The 16,937-nt window shown below is 69.6% G+C and carries 12 protein-coding genes; 9 read left to right on the forward strand and 3 right to left on the reverse strand.

The features are described from left to right. Positions 1-272: 272 nt before the first annotated feature. Complete coding sequence (locus AAG801_RS30925) at positions 273-716, reverse strand: META domain-containing protein (protein ID WP_341891832.1); 444 nt, start codon at positions 714-716, stop codon at positions 273-275. Between the two features lie 126 nt (positions 717-842). On the opposite strand from AAG801_RS30925, the gene AAG801_RS30930 reads away from it, so the two are divergent. The 8 genes from AAG801_RS30930 (at position 843) to pseI (ending at position 10,674) form a co-directional block, all read left to right on the forward strand. Further along, on the forward strand, positions 843-2,705 hold the full coding sequence (locus AAG801_RS30930) for a hypothetical protein (protein ID WP_341891833.1): 1,863 nt from the start codon (positions 843-845) through the stop codon (positions 2,703-2,705). Positions 2,706-3,309: 604 nt separating this feature from the next. Then, positions 3,310-5,007 carry a hypothetical protein gene (locus tag AAG801_RS30935; RefSeq protein WP_341891834.1) on the forward strand — a complete coding sequence of 566 codons (1,698 nt, stop codon included), beginning with the start codon at positions 3,310-3,312 and terminating at the stop codon, positions 5,005-5,007. A 20-nt stretch (positions 5,008-5,027) separates the two neighbouring features. Next, positions 5,028-6,053 carry a UDP-N-acetylglucosamine 4,6-dehydratase (inverting) gene (gene pseB / locus AAG801_RS30940; protein WP_341891835.1) on the forward strand — a complete coding sequence of 342 codons (1,026 nt, stop codon included), beginning with the start codon at positions 5,028-5,030 and terminating at the stop codon, positions 6,051-6,053. Positions 6,054-6,067: 14 nt separating this feature from the next. Next, entirely contained in the window at positions 6,068-7,228 is a 1,161-nt protein-coding gene (gene pseC, locus AAG801_RS30945) for a UDP-4-amino-4,6-dideoxy-N-acetyl-beta-L-altrosamine transaminase (RefSeq protein WP_341891836.1), read from the forward strand. Further along, a complete protein-coding gene (gene pseF, locus AAG801_RS30950; RefSeq protein ID WP_341891837.1) occupies positions 7,225-7,938 on the forward strand; it encodes a pseudaminic acid cytidylyltransferase in 714 nt (237 codons plus the stop codon). Before pseC ends, pseF begins: the two co-directional genes overlap by 4 nt. Continuing rightward, positions 7,938-8,978: a UDP-2,4-diacetamido-2,4,6-trideoxy-beta-L-altropyranose hydrolase gene (gene pseG, locus AAG801_RS30955; RefSeq protein ID WP_341891838.1), complete on the forward strand. Its 1,041-nt coding sequence runs from the start codon at positions 7,938-7,940 to the stop codon at positions 8,976-8,978. Before pseF ends, pseG begins: the two co-directional genes overlap by 1 nt. Then, positions 8,975-9,619, forward strand: coding sequence for a formyltransferase family protein (locus tag AAG801_RS30960; protein WP_341891839.1), 645 nt, complete (start codon positions 8,975-8,977; stop codon positions 9,617-9,619). The genes pseG and AAG801_RS30960 overlap by 4 nt, the downstream gene beginning before the upstream one ends. Before the next feature lie 2 nt (positions 9,620-9,621). Next, positions 9,622-10,674: a pseudaminic acid synthase gene (gene pseI / locus AAG801_RS30965; protein ID WP_341891840.1), complete on the forward strand. Its 1,053-nt coding sequence runs from the start codon at positions 9,622-9,624 to the stop codon at positions 10,672-10,674. Positions 10,675-10,701: 27 nt separating this feature from the next. Here the strand turns inward: pseI and AAG801_RS30970 are convergent, their stop codons facing one another. Continuing rightward, the gene (locus AAG801_RS30970; protein ID WP_341891841.1) at positions 10,702-12,963 is read right to left on the reverse strand and encodes a hypothetical protein; all 2,262 of its coding nucleotides are present in this window, start codon (positions 12,961-12,963) and stop codon (positions 10,702-10,704) included. 331 nt (positions 12,964-13,294) lie between these two features. Here AAG801_RS30970 and AAG801_RS30975 point away from each other — a divergent pair, with 331 nt between their 5' ends. After that, entirely contained in the window at positions 13,295-13,618 is a 324-nt protein-coding gene (locus AAG801_RS30975) for an SAF domain-containing protein (RefSeq protein WP_341891842.1), read from the forward strand. A gap of 313 nt (positions 13,619-13,931) precedes the next feature. Here the strand turns inward: AAG801_RS30975 and AAG801_RS30980 are convergent. Then, on the reverse strand, positions 13,932-16,937 hold a 3,006-nt coding region (locus AAG801_RS30980; RefSeq protein ID WP_341891843.1), incomplete at its 5' end, for a calcium-binding protein.

The raw sequence follows: 16,937 nt of genomic DNA on the forward strand, positions 1-16,937 counted from the left end.
CGGGGTCGGCGCGCGTCAGCGCGCTTCGTGATCTGACTTGCCGCGGTTGTTTGAACGCAGCGACCGCAGGTCGCGAAGTGAGTTCTGCGGCACGACCCCGGCGCGAGCATCGCAGTGCAGTCGGCGCGCAGCGTCGACCGCCGCCGAATGAGCCACCAGCGGGCAGCGCCTGCCGCGACGCTCATAGAAGGCACGAAAGCAGACACGCAGACTTCAGCTCAGGGCCGAGAGGAGCCTGTCGCTCGCGTGGCTTCCGGAGTCGTTGAGCGGCGCTACTCCTTGACCTCGCGCGTCGCGCGCAGCAGCCCGCTGCCGTCGGCGTCGCGGATCTCCAGCAGGCCGTCGGGGCGCACCCGCGCGGTGGCGGCCAGCTCGAGCGCAGAGAGGATGCGGTCGGACTGCTCGCCGTACAGCTCGACGCAGGTGATGCGCCCGGTGGCGATCGGGCCGAACTTGATGCGATCGCCCTGCAGCGTGTAGGTGCCCTTCATCGGGTTGCAGCTGTCGTGGCCGGAGACACGGCCGTCGCGGCCGAGCACCAGGCGAGCGCGGCTCTTGTCGATGATCGGTGCCGAGCGCGCCTGCGCGATCACCCACACGCCGTAGACCTCCTGGCTCGCCGGCAGCGGCGCCTGCGTCGTGCCGACCGAGACGCCCTGCTGGGCACAGCCGCCCAGCAAAGCGGCGAACAGGATGGCGGTGGCAGCGTGTTTCATGGGTCCGGACCTCCAAATGGGCGGCAAAGCGGCGCTTGATGCGGGGATCGACCCGGCCGGGTCGCCGCTAGATTGTGCTCAAGTCCGGCAACGTGCCGGTGCTGCTGCCTGGATCGGAGTCGCCCGATGACACCCACCCTGCCGGATCTCGACCTCAGCGTCCTCGTCGAACTCGACGCCGCCGGCCGCTGCGCCGCCGCGTTGCGTTCGCTGGCCCATCAGACGCTGGCGCGCGAGCGCTTCGAGATCGTCGGCGTCAGCCCCGGCAGCGCCGAGATCCCTGCCGCGCTGCGGGGGCAAGTCGACTGGCTGCTGAACGAGTCGGCCGGCACTGCCGGCGCGCTGCCGGTGGCCTTCAACCGCGCCACACGGCTGGCCAGCGGACGCATCGTGGTGCGCTGTGACGCCGGCGCCGCGTTTCCGCCCGGGTTCCTCGACTGCCTGGTCGCGAGCTTCGCCGAGACCGGCTCGAGCGCGCGCCAGCCGGTGGTGACGCTGCAGCGCGCCGACGCGGGCAACGCCAAGCTGGCGCTGGCGATGTTCCGCCAGGACGTGCAACTCGTGCTGGCCGCTGGCCGCAGCGACATGCCGCTGGAAGACGCCGCCTGGCTGCTGGTCGAGTCCGGCGCACAGCACCTTCGCCTGGACGCCGCTGCCAGCAGCGAGGCCGCGCCGGCGATGGACTGGCGCGACATTCCCGTCTTCATCGTCAACCGCAACCGCCACGCGGCGATGGTGCAGCTGATCGACTGGCTGCGCGCCGGCGGCACGCGCAAGATCGTCATCCTCGACAATGCCTCGACCTATCCGCCGCTGCTGGCGTACTACGACGCGCTGCCGAAGGGTGTCAACGTGCTGCGCCTGCCGCAGAACCACGGCCCCTATGTGCTGTGGCAACAAGGCGTGCACGAGGTGCTGGACACCCCTTACGTGCTGACCGACTCGGACATCGTGCCGACCGCCGACTGCCCGGCCGACCTGGTCGGCCGCCTCTACGAGACGATGCGCAAGTACCCGGACGCGAGCAAGATCGGCCCGGCGCTGCGCATCGACAACCTGCCCGACGGTTATGCCGACGCCGACACCGTGCGCAAGTGGGAGTCGCAGTTCTGGGAGCATCCTGTCGCGCCGGGCGTGTTCGCCGCGCCGATCGACACCACCTTCGCGCTCTACCCGGCAAAGGCCAAGTTCTCGATCGACGACCGCGCGCTGCGCCTGGGCCGGCCGTACATCGTCGAGCACACGCCCTGGTACGCGCAGGAGCATGAACTCTCCGACGAGGAGCGCTACTACCGCAACCACGCGTCGAAGACCTTCAGCAACTGGAGCGTGCGCGGCAAGCAGTCGAGCACCTACCTGTCCGAGCGTGTGCAGCGCTACGAGCAGCGCGCCCGCGTGCTCAACATCGACGCCGCCGGCGAAGTGATTCCCGGCTGGCTGAACTTCGGCAGCGAGGTGCAGATCGACGCCCAGGGCCGGCTGCCGCTGGCCGACGGAACGCTCGACGGCATCCGCCTCAACGACATGCTGCACGGCATCGGCGAGCTCGCGCCGCTGTTCGCCGAGCTGCGCCGCATCTCGCGCAGCGGTGCGCGCATGCAGCTGCGCATGCAGTGCGCCGCCGGCAGCGACTGGCAGGCGAGCGACTGGGCACGCCAGTTGCCAGCCTCCGCCGCGCGCAGCGGCTGGGACCTGCAGGAGATGCGCCTGGTGACCGACCGTGACAGCGTGGCACGCCGGCTGCAGCAGCAAGGTGGCGCCACGGCCGGCAGCCCGACCGTGCATGCGGTGGTGGTGACACTCGTCGCGCTGCCGCGCGGCGCATCGGCGAGCGTGAAGGCCCCGGTGCCGGTACTGATCGGCGACGACCGCCTGGCACCGCACTTCGTGCCGGCGCCACGCGACGGCGGCGTGCGCGACGCCGTGTCGCATGCGGCGCAGTTCCGCTCCGACGCGGGGCAGACGCTGCCGGCCGAACTGGCGGCCTGACACGGAACTGCATTCAGGGATCAGGAGCGGAACGGTCCACAGCGTCCGCTCGCGGCGGCCGTTGCGGTTTCGTTTCATGCCACCGTTGGTGCGCGGCGGGTGGTCCGGGTGTGCGCTCTCCGGCCCACGCTCGCGGGCGGCCACCGAGGCCTGCACGGTTCACCTCATCAACGCCGCGTCTTCACCTCACCGCCAGGGCGACCGCGAATGGGGCCTGCGCTCGCACACCCGAACCACCCACCCCGACCGGCACCGAGCTCTTCATCGACACGCCCCACGCGCGTAGCGGCAGGGCGGTGGTTGGGCGCGGGGGCGCAGGCCCCATTCGCGGTCGCCGTGCTCGGCGGTCGCCCGCGAGCGTGGGCCGGAGAACACGGGCCCGGCCACCGCGCTGCCTCTCCGATCTCGGCATGAATGAAACTGCAACGGCCGCGCTGGGCCGCGAAGCGCCGGTCGCTCGCGTGACCGTCCGAGTCCCTGAACGCAGCCAAGCCGCACAGCCGGCTACGAAATGAGCGGCCATCCGGCCGGTTCTCCGTCGATCCGCAACGCCCCGCCCGCCGTGAAATGACGGCATGGCCCGTACCTCATTCCGCGCAACCCCGTGAAGATCGACGCCTTCCTGTTCCTGCAGCGCAGCGACATCGCGCACCACCTGCGCGCCGGCCATGATTTCGGCACGGCGCCACTGATCTTTATCGACCCCGGCCTGGCCGAGGAGGCGCTGAAGCAGGGCATCGATCCGCAGCACTTCAGCTACCGCCCGCTTGCCGTCGGCGCGCACTTCCACGCCCGCATCGCCACCGAGGCCGCCACCCGCGCCGCCGCGCTCGATCAGGCGCTGACCGCACACCGCCAGCGCCTCTTTGGCCAGGGCGTGTTCCAGGGCTGGGACCAGGGCCCGATGCGGCTGTTCTTCATCCGCGCGCTGGCGGCCAAGTACCTCGGCGAGCTGTGCGAGCGCAGCTTCGGCGAGGCGGCGATCGGCCTGTACCGGCCGGACAAGCCGCAGCTGTTCTACTTCGACTCCTTCCTCGCCACCGACCTGTTCGCCGCCAGCTCGGCGCGCTGGCGCATCGTCGACCACTACGCCGACACCGCGCACTGGGTGCCGGACCACGCCGCGCACTGCTGGGACTTCGCCGACGTGGCGCGCCTGGCCAGCAGCGGCCAGGCCCATGCGGTGACGCACATCGCCACCTGCTACCACCACCACCCGCACTACGTCGCCGAGATCGAGCGCGCCTTCCCGGCCAACATCGACCTGCCCAGCCCGCACTGGGACATCCCGGTGCGCCGCCAGGGCGCGATGACGGTGCCGCTGGCCAGCCTGCCGCGCGACTGCGTCAGCGACGCCGCGCTGCTCTACCGCGAGGCCGCGCGCCAGGTGCTGACGGAGCAGCTCGGCACGCTGGTGCCCAGCCGCCCGGCGCTGCAGATGCAGGTCGACGCGCTGGCCGAGCGCTGCCTGGTGCAGGCGATCAACTACGAAGGCCTGCGCGACAGCCTGCGCGGCACCCGCCCGCACTTCGTCATCACCGACCACGACACCGGCAGCAACGGGCCGCTGTTCTCGGTCGCCGCCAAGCTCGACGCGCCGATCACCGTGCTGCCGCATTCGTCGTACGTCACCGGCGCGATCCCGCACCCGCTGAACGTGCGCGTGGTCGAGCGCGACGGCTTCGCGACACCCACGCGCAGCGTCTGGGGCGAGAAGGTGCAGACCACCGGCGTGCAACTCGGCCCGGTGGCGAACCCGCAGCCGCGCGAACGCGCCACCACCGTCTGCCTGCTCGTCAACACGCTGGCCAGCCAGGGCCTGTCGTACATCGACTTCGCCGGCCTGGCGCGCTTCCACCGCGCGCTGGCGCTGCAATGCGCGGCGCGCGGCGCGCAGCTGATCGTGCGCCTGAAGCCGAACAACGCCGGCCTGCGCATGGCCTCGAGCGCGCTGTCCGTGCCCTCCGAGGCGCTGCAGGCGGTGCTCGACATGAAGATCGACGAGATCGCCCGCCGCACCGACCTGTGCATCTGCTACGGCGAGCCGACCACCGCCGGCATCGAGTTCCTCGCCACCGGCAGCTACCTGATGCATGCGTCCGACCAGCTCTGGCCGGCCGACTACCTGACCTCGCCGGCCTTCGTCACCGACGGCACCGTGCCCTCGTTCGTGCTCGACGAGGCGCTTGCCGAGACCGATTCGCTGCTCGCCGACCCCACGCTGTTCCGCCAGCTCGCCGACGCGCAGCGCACCCGCTTCCTGCCGCGCCTGACCGCACGCGACGGCCGCATCTTCGATTGAGACCCCACCAGGACCCGACCATGCTCGACAACAAGTCCATCCTGATCACCGGCGGCACCGGATCGTTCGGCAAGGCCTTCGTGAAGACGGTGCTCGAGCGCCACCCTGGCGTGCGCCGCGTGGTGGTGTTCTCGCGCGACGAGCTCAAGCAGTACGAGATGGCGCAGATGTTCCCCGAGCGCCAGTACCCCTGCATGCGCTACTTCATCGGCGACGTGCGCGATGCGCAGCGCATGCAGCGCGCGCTGGAAGGTGTCGACATCGTCGTGCACGCCGCCGCGCTGAAGCAGGTGCCTGCTGCCGAGTACAACCCCTTCGAGTGCATCAAGACCAACGTGCTGGGCGCGCAGAACGTCATCGATGCCTGCCTGGACCAGGGCGTCAAGCGCGTGGTCGCCCTGTCGACCGACAAGGCGGCGGCGCCGATCAACCTCTACGGCGCCACCAAGCTGTGCTCGGACAAGCTGTTCGTCGCCGCCAACAACATCAAGGGCAGCCGCGACGTGCGCTTCTCGGTGGTGCGCTACGGCAACGTGATGGGCAGCCGCGGCTCGGTGATCCCGTTCTTCCTGTCGCAGCGCGCCACCGGCACGCTGCCGATCACCGACCCGACGATGACGCGCTTCAACATCAGCCTGCAGGAGGGTGTGGAGATGGTGCTGTGGGCGCTCGAGAACGCGCTCGGCGGCGAGATCCTGGTGCCGAAAATCCCCTCCTACCGCATCACCGACGTGGCCAGCGCGATCGGCCCGAACTGCCGCCAGACCATCGTCGGCGTGCGCCCGGGCGAGAAGATCCACGAGGAGATGATCACCGCCAGCGACAGCCTGAACACGGTGGACCTGGGCGCCTACTACGCCATCCTGCCCAGCGCCGGCGCGTACAGCGTCGACGAATACGCCACGCGCACCGGCGCACAGCGTGTGCCCGAAGGCTTCAGCTACGACAGCGGCCGCAACCCGGACTTCCTCAGCGTCGAGCAATTGCGTGAGCTGATCTTCTCGCCGGCCTGTGGTCAGTTCGAGCGGCAGGCCATCGCTGCCTGAAGTCGTCGCGCGCGATGGACTTCATCCCCTACAGCCGCCAGCAGGTCACCGACGACGACATCGCCGCGGTGAACGCGGTGCTGCGCTCCGAGCTGATCACGCAGGGGCCGGTGATCCCGCGCTTCGAGCAGGCCTTCGCGGCACGCCATGCGGTGGCGCATGCGGTGGCGGTGAGCAACGCGACCGCTGCACTGCACCTGGCCTGCCTGGCGCTCGGCGTCGGCCCCGGCTCACGGGTGTGGACCACGCCGATCAGCTTCGTCGCCTCGGCCAACTGCGCGCTGTACTGCGGCGCGACGCTGGACTTCGTCGATATCGACCCCATCACCCGCAACCTGTCCGTCGACCGCCTGCGGGAGCAGCTGGAAGACGCCGAACCGCGCGGCGAGCTGCCCGACGTGCTGATCCCGGTGGACTTCGCCGGCCTGCCGGCCGATCTGCGCGAGATGCGCACGCTGGCCGACCGCTACGGCTTCGCGATCCTGCAAGACGCCTCGCACGCCACCGGCGCGAGCTACCTGGAGCGCCCGGTCGCCAGCGCCTGGGCCGATGCCACGGTGTTCAGCTTCCACGCCGTGAAGGTCATCACCTGCGCCGAAGGCGGCATGGTGACGACCAACGATGCGGCGCTGGCGCAGCGCATCCACCTGCTTCGCTCGCACGGCATCACCCGCGATGCGGACGAATTCGAGTTCGCCTCGCCCGGCCCCTGGTACTACGAGCAGCAGGCGCTGGGCGTCAACGCGCGCATGACCGAGCTGCAGGCGGCGCTGGGCCTGTCGCAGCTCGCGCGGCTCGATCAGATGCAGGCACGGCGCGAGGCACTGGCCGATCGCTACGACACGCTGCTCGCGAAGCTGCCGCTGATGCTGCCGGCGCGACTGGCCGACCGCCGCAGCGCCTGGCACCTCTATGCGGTCGAGATCGACGAGAAGCGCTCGCGCGTGACCCGCGACACCGCCTTCGCCGCGCTGCGCGAGGCCGGCATCGGTGTCAACGTGCACTACATCCCGATCCACACCCAGCCGTTCTACCGGCGGCTGGGCTTCTCGGCCGGCGACTTCCCGGCCGCCGAGCGCTACTACGCGCGCACGCTGTCGCTGCCGCTGTTCCCGGCACTGACCGAGGCGCAGCAGGAGCGTGTGGTCGACGTGCTGCGCGCGGTGCTGTCATGAGTACGGCAGCTCGGATCGCGATCATCCCGGCGCGCGGCGGCAGCAAGCGTGTGCCGCGCAAGAACATGCGCCCCTTCGCCGGCCGGCCGATGATCGCCTACGCGATCGACGCGGCGCGCCGCTCGGGCCTGTTCGACCGCATCGTCGTCTCGACCGACGACGCCGAGGTGGCGGCATTGGCGCAGCGCGAAGGCGCCGCCGTGCCCTTCCTGCGTCCGGCCGCGCTGGCCGACGACCACACGCCGACGGTGCCGGTGATCGCCCATGCGATCCGCGCCTGTGCCGAACTGGGCTGGCGTGCCGAGCTTGCCTGCTGCATCTACCCGGCCGTGCCGCTGCTGCAGCCCGAGTCGCTGGCCGCCGCTCTGGCGCTGCTGGAGGCGAGCGACGCGCCCTATGCCTTCCCGGTGCTGGCCTACCGTGCGCCGATCCAGCGTGCGCTCAAGCGCGATGCGCAGGGCCGCAGCGCGCCGCTGCAGCCCGAGTTCGCGCTGACACGCACGCAGGATCTGCCGGCCGCCTTCCACGACGCCGGCCAGTTCTACTGGGGCCGCGCCGAGGCCTGGCTGGCCGGCAAGACCCTGCATGCCGACGCCTGCACGCTGGTCTGCGATGAAGGCAGCGTGGTCGACATCGACACCGAAGCCGACTGGGCACTGGCCGAGGCGCTGTACCGGCTGCGCCAGCAGCGGCACAGCGAGGTGGCGTGATGGACGTGCTCATCCGCGCCGATGCCTGCGCGGCCCTCGGCCTCGGCCACCTGAAGCGCTGCCTGTCGCTGGCGCAGGCGCTGCGTGCGCAAGGTGCAGCGGTGACGCTGGCCTGGCGGCGCATCGACCTGGACTGCAGCCCGATGATCGAGGCGGCCGGTGTGAACTCCCTGTGCATCGGCAACGGCCCCGTCACCGGTGAACTGTTCGACGCACGCGACCTGCTCTCTGCGACGAACGGCGCCTCGCTGATCGTGGCCGACCACTACGCGCTCGGCGAACGCTGGCACCGCGCCGTGCGCGCCAACACCAACGCACGGCTGGCTGCGATCGACGACCTCGCAGATCGCCCGCTGGCCGTCGACATCGCCATCGACCCCAACTTCAGCACCGACCCGGCCGCCAAGTTCGCCGGCCGCCTGCCCGAGAACGCACGGCTGCTTGCCGGCCCGCAGCACGCGCTGCTCGGACCGGGCTATGCCGACGCGCCGCGCTGCCCGCAACGCGAGCCGGTGCGCAGCGTCGGCATCTTCATGGGCGGCACCGATGCGGCCGGCCTCAGCGCCGTCGCGCTCGATGCGCTGGAACAGATCGGCTTTCCGGGCACGATCGAGATCGCCACCACGCAGGGCAACCCGCACCTGGATGCGCTGCGAACACGTGCAACGTCGCGCCCTCGCCTGGCGATCACGCTCGACCAGCCCGACCTGGCCGACTTCTTCGCCCGCCACGACCTGCAGATCGGCGCCGGCGGCGGCGCCACCTGGGAGCGCTGCTGCATCGGCGCGCCGACGCTGGCGGCGATCGCTGCCGACAACCAGCGCCCGGTGCTGCTGCCACTGCAGCAGATGGGCGTGCTGCGCGTACTGGCCGACGAGCCGCCGACGGCTGCCGCCATCGCCACCGGCGTGCGGGAGCTGATCGAGAACCCGGCGCTGCGCCGCAGCCTGGCCGAGCGCGCCAAGGCGCTGGTCGACGGCCGTGGTGCGCAGCGTGTGGCCACCGCGCTTCTTTCGTCCGCCGCCCCCAGCACCCCATGAGCACGATCGTCCACATCGTCTGCACCGACCCGGCGCACGGCGTCAACGCCTGGCTGCAGCGCTGGGCCATCGCCCACGCGCACGACGCGCAGGTGCACATCCTGCGTGATGCGCGCGAGGCAGTCGGCGGCGACTTCCTGTTCCTCGTCTCCTGCCACCAGATCATCGGCGCCGACGTGCGCGCGCGCTACCGCCACACGCTGGTGCTGCATGCCAGCGCGCTGCCGGCAGGGCGCGGCATGTCGCCGCATGTGTGGCAGATCCTCGAGGGCCGCGGCGGCTTCACGCTGACGATGCTGGAGGCCGTCGATGCGCTCGACGCCGGCCGCATCTGGCACCAGATCGAGGTCGAGGTGCCGCCGAACGCGGTGTGCCTCGAGATCAACGAGCGCCTGTTCGACGCCGAACTGACGCTGATGGACTGGGCGCTGGACAACGCCGCCACGGTGCAGCCGCGCGAGCAGCATGGCGAGCCCAGCTACTACCGCAAGCGCGGCCCGGCCGACAGCCGGCTCGACCCCGAGCGCCCGCTGGCCGAGCAGTTCGATCTGCTGCGCGTTTCCGACCCCGAGCGCTACCCCGCCCACTTCGAGTACCGCGGGCGCCGCTACCGGCTGCGCCTGGAACCGATGGAGTCCTGACGATGATCCGCATCGCCGGCCGCGAGATCGGCCCCCACGCCCGCCCGTACCTGATCGCCGAAATGTCGGGCAACCACAACCGCTCGCTGGAGCGCGCGCTGGCCATCGTCGATGCCGCGGCCGCCTCGGGCGCCGATGCGATCAAGCTGCAGACCTACACCGCCGACACGATGACGCTGGACATCCACGCGCCCGGCTTCGTGATCGACAACCCGAAGAGCCCCTGGGCCGGCCGACAGCTGCACGAGTTGTACGCCGAGGCCGCCACGCCCTGGGAGTGGCATGCGCCGATCATGGCGCGCGCGAAGGCGCTCGGCCTGCACTGCTTCAGCACGCCCTTCGACGACACGGCGGTCGACTTCCTCGAATCGCTGGATGTACCGGCCTACAAGATCGCCTCCTTCGAGCTGATCGACCTGGCGCTGATCCGCCGCGTGGCGGCCACCGGCAAGCCGTTGATCATCTCGACCGGAATGGCCACCCTGTCGGAAATCGACGACGCGGTGCGCGCGGCGCGCGGCGCCGGCTGCCGCGAGCTGGTGCTGCTCAAGTGCACCAGCACCTACCCGGCGGCGCCGACCGACAGCAACATCCGCACGATTCCCGCGCTGCGCGACGCCTTCGGCTGCGAAGCCGGCCTGTCCGACCACACGCTGGGCTGCGGCGTTGCCGTGGCCTCGGTGGCGCTGGGCGCGACGCTGATCGAAAAACACTTCACGCTGGCGCGTGCCGAGGGCGGCGTCGACAGCGCCTTCTCGCTCGAGCCGGCCGAGTTCGCCATGCTGCGCACGGAGACCGAGCGGGCCTGGCAGAGCCTCGGCCAGGTGAACTTCCAGCCGACCGCCTCGGAAGGTGGTTCGACGCAGTTCCGCCGCTCGCTCTACATCGTCAAGCCGGTCAAGGCCGGCGAGCTGCTGACGCGCGACAACGTGCGCGCCATCCGCCCCGGCTACGGCCTGGCGCCCAAGCACCTGGAGCAGCTACTTGGCTGCAGGGTGGTGAAGGATGCGGGGGCGGGGACGCCGCTGGCGTGGGAGTTGGTGCGGGCGGCGTGAGTGGCTTCGGCAGGCGAACTCGTTGCGTCAGCGTGTGACGCTGAACAGCAACGCAGGGTACCCTCGGGTCGTTGGTTCCGAGGCAACCAGCTCGCCACCACCCACGTGGCCCAAGGTCGTGGCCGCGGTCGGGAGTTGCTGGCCGACCGCAAGGCGCAGATTCGCCTGCAGGTCGATGGACTCGATGGTGGCCAGCGTGCGCGTCGACAGGCGATGCAGGCGGCTGTTCCGGCCCGGCCCCTGGGCATCGAGACAGGTCAATGACCCCAGTGCCAACGCGCATCGAGACGCATCGACGAACGGAGTCCCGAGAACGCTGCCGCCGAAATCGCCCCGCCCGAGCAGCGCACCCGTTCGCTTGTCGAAGACAGCGCCGAACGCATCGTAGTAAAGCAGCTCATCGGTGAAGAGGCTGGGGCCTCCCCAGTCATAGATCGACCCTCCGAGTGCCAGTGCCGGTGAAAAACCCGGGCGCGCCCCCGCCAATGGAATCCCTTGCGGACGAACCGGCACGACCATCGGCACGGGGGCACCTTGACGGGCGGCGACATCGGCATGAATCTCGTTCGCGATGCCATCCCATCGCCTCAGGATCACGCTGCCGCCGATGATCACTCCGCTGGCATACTCGGCCGAAGCATCGAACAGTTCCTCCGGCAAGACATCAGTTCCACGCACGAGCACGGCACCGAGCGTCGCGGTGGCGAACTCCGTGGCATCCTGCGGCGAGATCAGCATGGAATAGACCTCGCTGCGTGGCAGCCCGAGACCTGGCCGATTGGTCGATCGACGTGCGGGCAGGCGCATGCTCATCTCTCGCACAAGCGTACCGGCGTCGAAGCGTTCGATCAGGGCACCTGCCGCATCAGCCGTGGCGAGCGCGATCGGTGCTGAGCTCGGCATCGGCAACGCGACGGATTGGACCGCATAGAGCTTGCGTCCATCAGGGGAGAGCTTCGTGAATGCCTCCCGGCGATCGGCAGGCGGGTCGAAAACCTTCAGCGCCTTGCGTGCGCCGGTATCGACGTCGATGACCAGGGCCGACAACTGCTCATCGTCCGCAAGGGTGGTGGTGAACACGAGGTTGCGGTCGGCCCCGACACCCAGGGGATGCCAGAATCGGTCATCGTTCGGCACCTCGAACGATCGTGCCGACAGTCGTACGCGGCCTGGCCAGGAGACTTCGTTCGAGACGCCCCGCAGCAGCGTCAGCTGTCCGCTGACAGTTGCCGGTTCCCCACCGCTGGCCGTGGCCCTGGAGGTGTAGCTCGAGCGCACGGCTCCGGCGAAGGGCACGCTCCAATCGGTACGTCGACCGGTCGACTCGAGACGCCGGCCATCGGGTGTCGTGATCACCAGGTTCTCGCGCAGCGTCGTGCGCAGGGCACGCAGGGTCTGACCGAACGCCTTCACAGACTCGATGCCATCGGCGGTCGTCGTGCTTTCGGTGAGGATCGTGGTCCCGGCCGGAAACGCCGACGGCAGCGGCGCGCTGGTGATCGTATTGAGAGTGTTCATCAGCTGCCGCGTTTCCCCGATGGGCACGCCGATGGCGGCAAACGTCAACGGGCCGACGATCAATCTCAGTTGCTCCTCGTTCGCGCCCGCGCCGGGCGGCACCACGGCTCGCGGTTCGTCAACCATGTCGTTCCTGAAGCGCATCAGGCTGAGCGGTCTCGGGCGAGATTGCAGGGCGCCGTCCGCATCTGCGGCATAGCGGTACGCCCCGAAATCCGCTCCTTCTTCGGGCGCCGGCAGCACGCGAATCTGGTACCGGCCGCGCGAGCTGTCGTCGACCTCCCACGCCGAGTGGTTGGCGCCGAGAAGGCCGCCGATGTCACCCAGGCTCGCTGGGAGGCGTGCCTGCCGCCTCAGCGCCGAGAGCGCGGACTGCGATGCCGGATCTGCATCGAGCCAGCGCCGCAGTTCGATCAATCTGGCCTCCGTGTCGCCGCCCTGCCGCAGGGAGGTCAGGGTGAGGAAGATCGTGGTCGCCGTCTGCCACCGGTGCAGACGCTCGACGGGCTCGGTGAAGCGGCCGCCGGCCGTCCGGCGAGCCTCGAGATAGACACGCGTGACGAGTTCGCTGGCAGTACCGACGTCGACGCTCGTACCAAGCGCCAGCGCACGCACGATCGCTCCATCGGCCTCGATCGACTCCAGAGCCAGCGTGTCGTCCGGTGAGCGGCCCGCGGGCCAGTCAATGCTGAAGTTTCCTTCCGTGCCGGTTGTCGTCGAAGCCAGCACACGACCGCGAGTGCCGTCGAGATTCACGGTGACGAGGTGCACCGTCTGGCCGGACGGAGCCGGGTCAGCCCATCCACCTGCGGAAATCCACCTCAGGGTGCCCGCGAGCGCCGTGGTCGATGGCAGTTCAGTCGGGCCCGCGGTACCGCCACCGCCCCCTCCACCACACGCCGACAACAGAAAGCCCAATACCAGCAAGCACCGCGCGCCGATCGACCGCATCTCGAACTCCTCCCCAAAATCATCTTATCGGAGTCGCGTGCGGCCATTGGTTCCGGCTACCTTCCGGACTTCAGCCCCGCCTCGCTCAGCCTCTGTCGTCAGGCCCCGGTTCTTCGGGTCCGCGATCCATGGCCACCATGGTTGGACGGTCGTGCTTCAGCTTCCCGATCGGTTCGCAACGCTGCGCACCGAAACCGAACGCACATGGCAGAGCCCGGGCCAGGTGAACTTCCAGCCGACCGCCTCCGAAGGCGGCCCAACACAGTTCCGCCGTTCGCTCTGCATCGTCAGGCCGGTGAAGGCCGGCGAGCCGCTGACGCGCTACGACGTGCGCACCATCCGCCCCGGCTACGGCCTGGCGCGCAAGCACCTGGAGCAGCTGCTTGGCTGGCGGGTGGTGAAGGATGCGGGGGCGGGGACGCCGCTGGGGTGGGAGTTGGTGCAGGCGGCGCGAGTGACGAGTGGGCAGCACTGAAGTTCTGCTCATGTCTGGGCCGGCCGGTCGCATCAAGTGGCTGTTGCCATCTGCGGCCACTCGAACCGCTGACGTGGAGACTGCATGAACTCATTGCGAACGCTCGAGCCTTGATCTGAGTGGCGACCCCGGTTGAGCCCTGTCCATGGCACAGCCGCTCGACATCGGTCCTTCAGCATCAAGGACTTGAAGCGGTGCTGCTCATCGTTCGATCACCGCCGGCCGGTACCAAAGATGTCATCGCTTGCCCTTAGCGAAACACTCTCCCGGTCGCTCCATCAGTCGAACCATGCGGTCAACGCGCGAACCGGTGTCAGCCGATCCAGATGTCATCGAAAGTGATGACGGTGTTCGGCACGACGGTGGCAAACAGCAGCTGCGCGGCCGAGCCGTTGCCGTCGGCATCGAAGTACAGGCGCCCAGCTGACGCGTCGTAGATGACCCGGTCGCCGGCGTCCTTCGCGGTGGTGCCAAGGACGAAGTTCGCCGAGGCGATCCGGCCCACCGGGCCGATGCCGCGGAATGCGGCATCGTCAAGCAGGAAACGATCTGCCGCCGCGGAGAAGTCGCTCACCTGGTCGACATTGGTCGCCGCGTTCAGCGTGCTGCTGAAGACGAAACTGTCCGATCCGCTGCCACCGACGAGCACGTCTCGGCCGGCCTTGCCGTCGAGCATGTCGTTGCCCGCGCCGCCCGAAAGGGTGTTGGCCACGCCGTTGCCGGTCAGCGTATTCGCCAGCGCGTTGCCAGTGCCGCTGATCGCTGCACTCCCGGAGAGCACGAGCCGCTCGAGGTTCGCCCCGAGCGTGCGGCTGACCGAACTGGTCACGGTGTCGATCTCGCCGGACAGCGTGCTCGTCTCTACCGTCGTGTCGCCGACGTTGTCGACGACGTAGCTGTCGTTGCCGAGCCCACCGGCCATCGAGTCGGCGCCGGCACCGCCGTCGAGCCGGTTCGCTGCGGCGTTGCCGGTCAGCGTGTTCGCCAGCGTGTTGCCGGTGGCCGTGATCGAAGCGCTGCCGGACAGGGTGAGCCGTTCGACGTTCGAGCCGAGCGTGAAGCTGACCGACGAGACAACGGTGTCGATTTCGCCGGCAAGCTTGCTCGCCTCGATCACCTGGTCGCCGGCCGTCTGCACGACGTAGACGTCGTTGCCGAGCCCACCGCGCAGCACGTTGATGCCGGCGTTGCCGGTAAGCGTGTTGGCCAGGGCGTTGCCGGTGCCGTCGATCGCCGCGCTGCCGGTGAGCGTGAGGCGCTCGAAGTTTGCGCCAAGGGTCCAGCGCACCGAGGAGACGACGGTGTCGATTTCGGCCGTGGACGTCGCAGCCTCCGAGACCAGGTCACCCGGATCGTCGACAACATAGGTGTCGTTCCCATCGCCGCCGCTCATCGAGTCGATCCCGAGCCCGCCGTCGAGCGAGTCGTTGCCCGCGCCGGCATAGAGCGTGTCATTGCCAGCCCCGCCCTGCAGCGTGTCGTTCGCGTCGGCAGAAGCACCCGTGCGGACGCCCCAGTCATCGAGCACATCGTTGCCGTCGCCGCCGTCGAGCAGGTCGCGCCCGCTGCTGGAGTACAGCGTGTCGTTCCCAATACCGCCCTGCAGCGTGTCGCCGGATGCGTCGTCGGCCAGGTCTTCGAGGAGATCGTTGCCGCCGCCGCCCAGCAGCGTGTCACGACCCTGCCAGCCGTAGAGACGGTCGTGGCCTGCAGAGCCGTCGAGGTGATCGGCGCCGCGCCCCCCTTCGAGTCGGTCGTTGCCGGCGCCGCCCAGCAGGGAGTCGTTGCCAAATGCACCGTCGAGTGTATCGGCGCCCAGACCGCCATCGAGCGTGTCGTTGCCGACGTCGCCGACGACGCTGTCGGCGAGGTCCGTACCGGTCCATGAGAGGCCGGCGTAGATGCTGCCGTCCGGCGCGTAGCCGCCGACGATGTTGGTGGTGTCCAGCGCCGTGAGATCGACGCCGGTCAGCGCCAGTGCCGTCGCCCACGCCGCGGGGTCGCCGCCCACGCCGTTCCGGTCGAGCTTCAGCAGCACGTCGTCGCCGACCTGCAGGAAGCCAAGGAAACCCGTACCGTCAGCAAACGGGTTGCCGCCATCGTAGAAGCCTTCGATTGCCACCTGGGCGATCAGTGCGGCCACGTCGATGCGGTCACCGCCGCTGCCGGCGACGAAGTCCGACACCGTTGCGCGCATGGACCAAACCGCCGCCACCGTGTCCTTGCCAGCGCCAAGAATGATCGTGCCTAGATCTTCGCCGGTGAAGCCGCCCAGGCTCACGCGGTCATCGCCGGCGCCAGCATCGACGGACACGCTGCCGCCGTTGCCTCCACCGCCACCGATCTGGATCAGGTCGCCTCCGTCGCCACCGAGCAGCGTCGCCGCGCCCGCACCGCCGTTCCACAACTCCAGAGAATCGGAATCGCTGCCGCCGTCCATCCACACCGCGCCGTTGCCGACGAGCGTGTCGGCACCGGCGCCACCTATCAGCGTGGCCGACGCGCCAACGCCACCCGAGGCGGTGAGCCTGTCGTCGCCGTCGCCGCCGTCGAGCAGGCGGCTGCCGTAGCCGCCCTGCAGCGTGTCGTTGCCGATCCCACCGACCAACTGACCTGGCCCGAAGTCGTCGTCGACCAGGAAGTCGTGGCCCGCGCCGCCTTGCAAAGTGTCGTTGCCAGCGCCGCCGCGCAGCGAATCGTCGTCGTCGCCGGCATCGATGAGGTCGTCGCCGCCGCCGCCGATCAGCGTGTCGTCGCCGAACCGCGCGTCGATCGAGTCGTTGCCGGCGCCGGACACGAGCGAATCATCACCGTACAGTCCGAACTGGGTGTCGTCACCCGAACTGCCGGTCCAGATCAGGCCGAGCGGCGCGGAGCCGTCGGGTGCCATGCCGGCCGCGAAGTTCTCGACGCTGAAGCTGCCGGCGTCGGTGTTCTGCATCCGCAGCACCGCCGTCCAGGTGGACGACGCCGATGCGGCTCCGTCGGCATCGAACTCGAGCAGGGTGTCGGCACCGTCCTGCACGAGCCGGAACATCCCGACTTCGGCGGCGAAGACGTTGCCACCGGTGTAGTGCCCAGCGAGCGTCGGCCAGTAGAGTGCGTCGGTGAAGTCGACCACGTCGCCGCCGGCGCCGGCTATGAAGTCGGTCACCGTCGGGATACCCAGTAAATTGTTGCCGAAGACGACGGTGTCGACACCGGTGCCCAGCGTCAGCAGCGGATACGAGGAGACGCTGCCGAACGCCGACAGCAGGATGCGGTCGGCGTCGGCGCCCGCATCGACGACGGCCCGGCCCGTTCCCGACACCAGGATCAG

Source organism: Variovorax sp. YR752 (assembly GCF_943372545.1).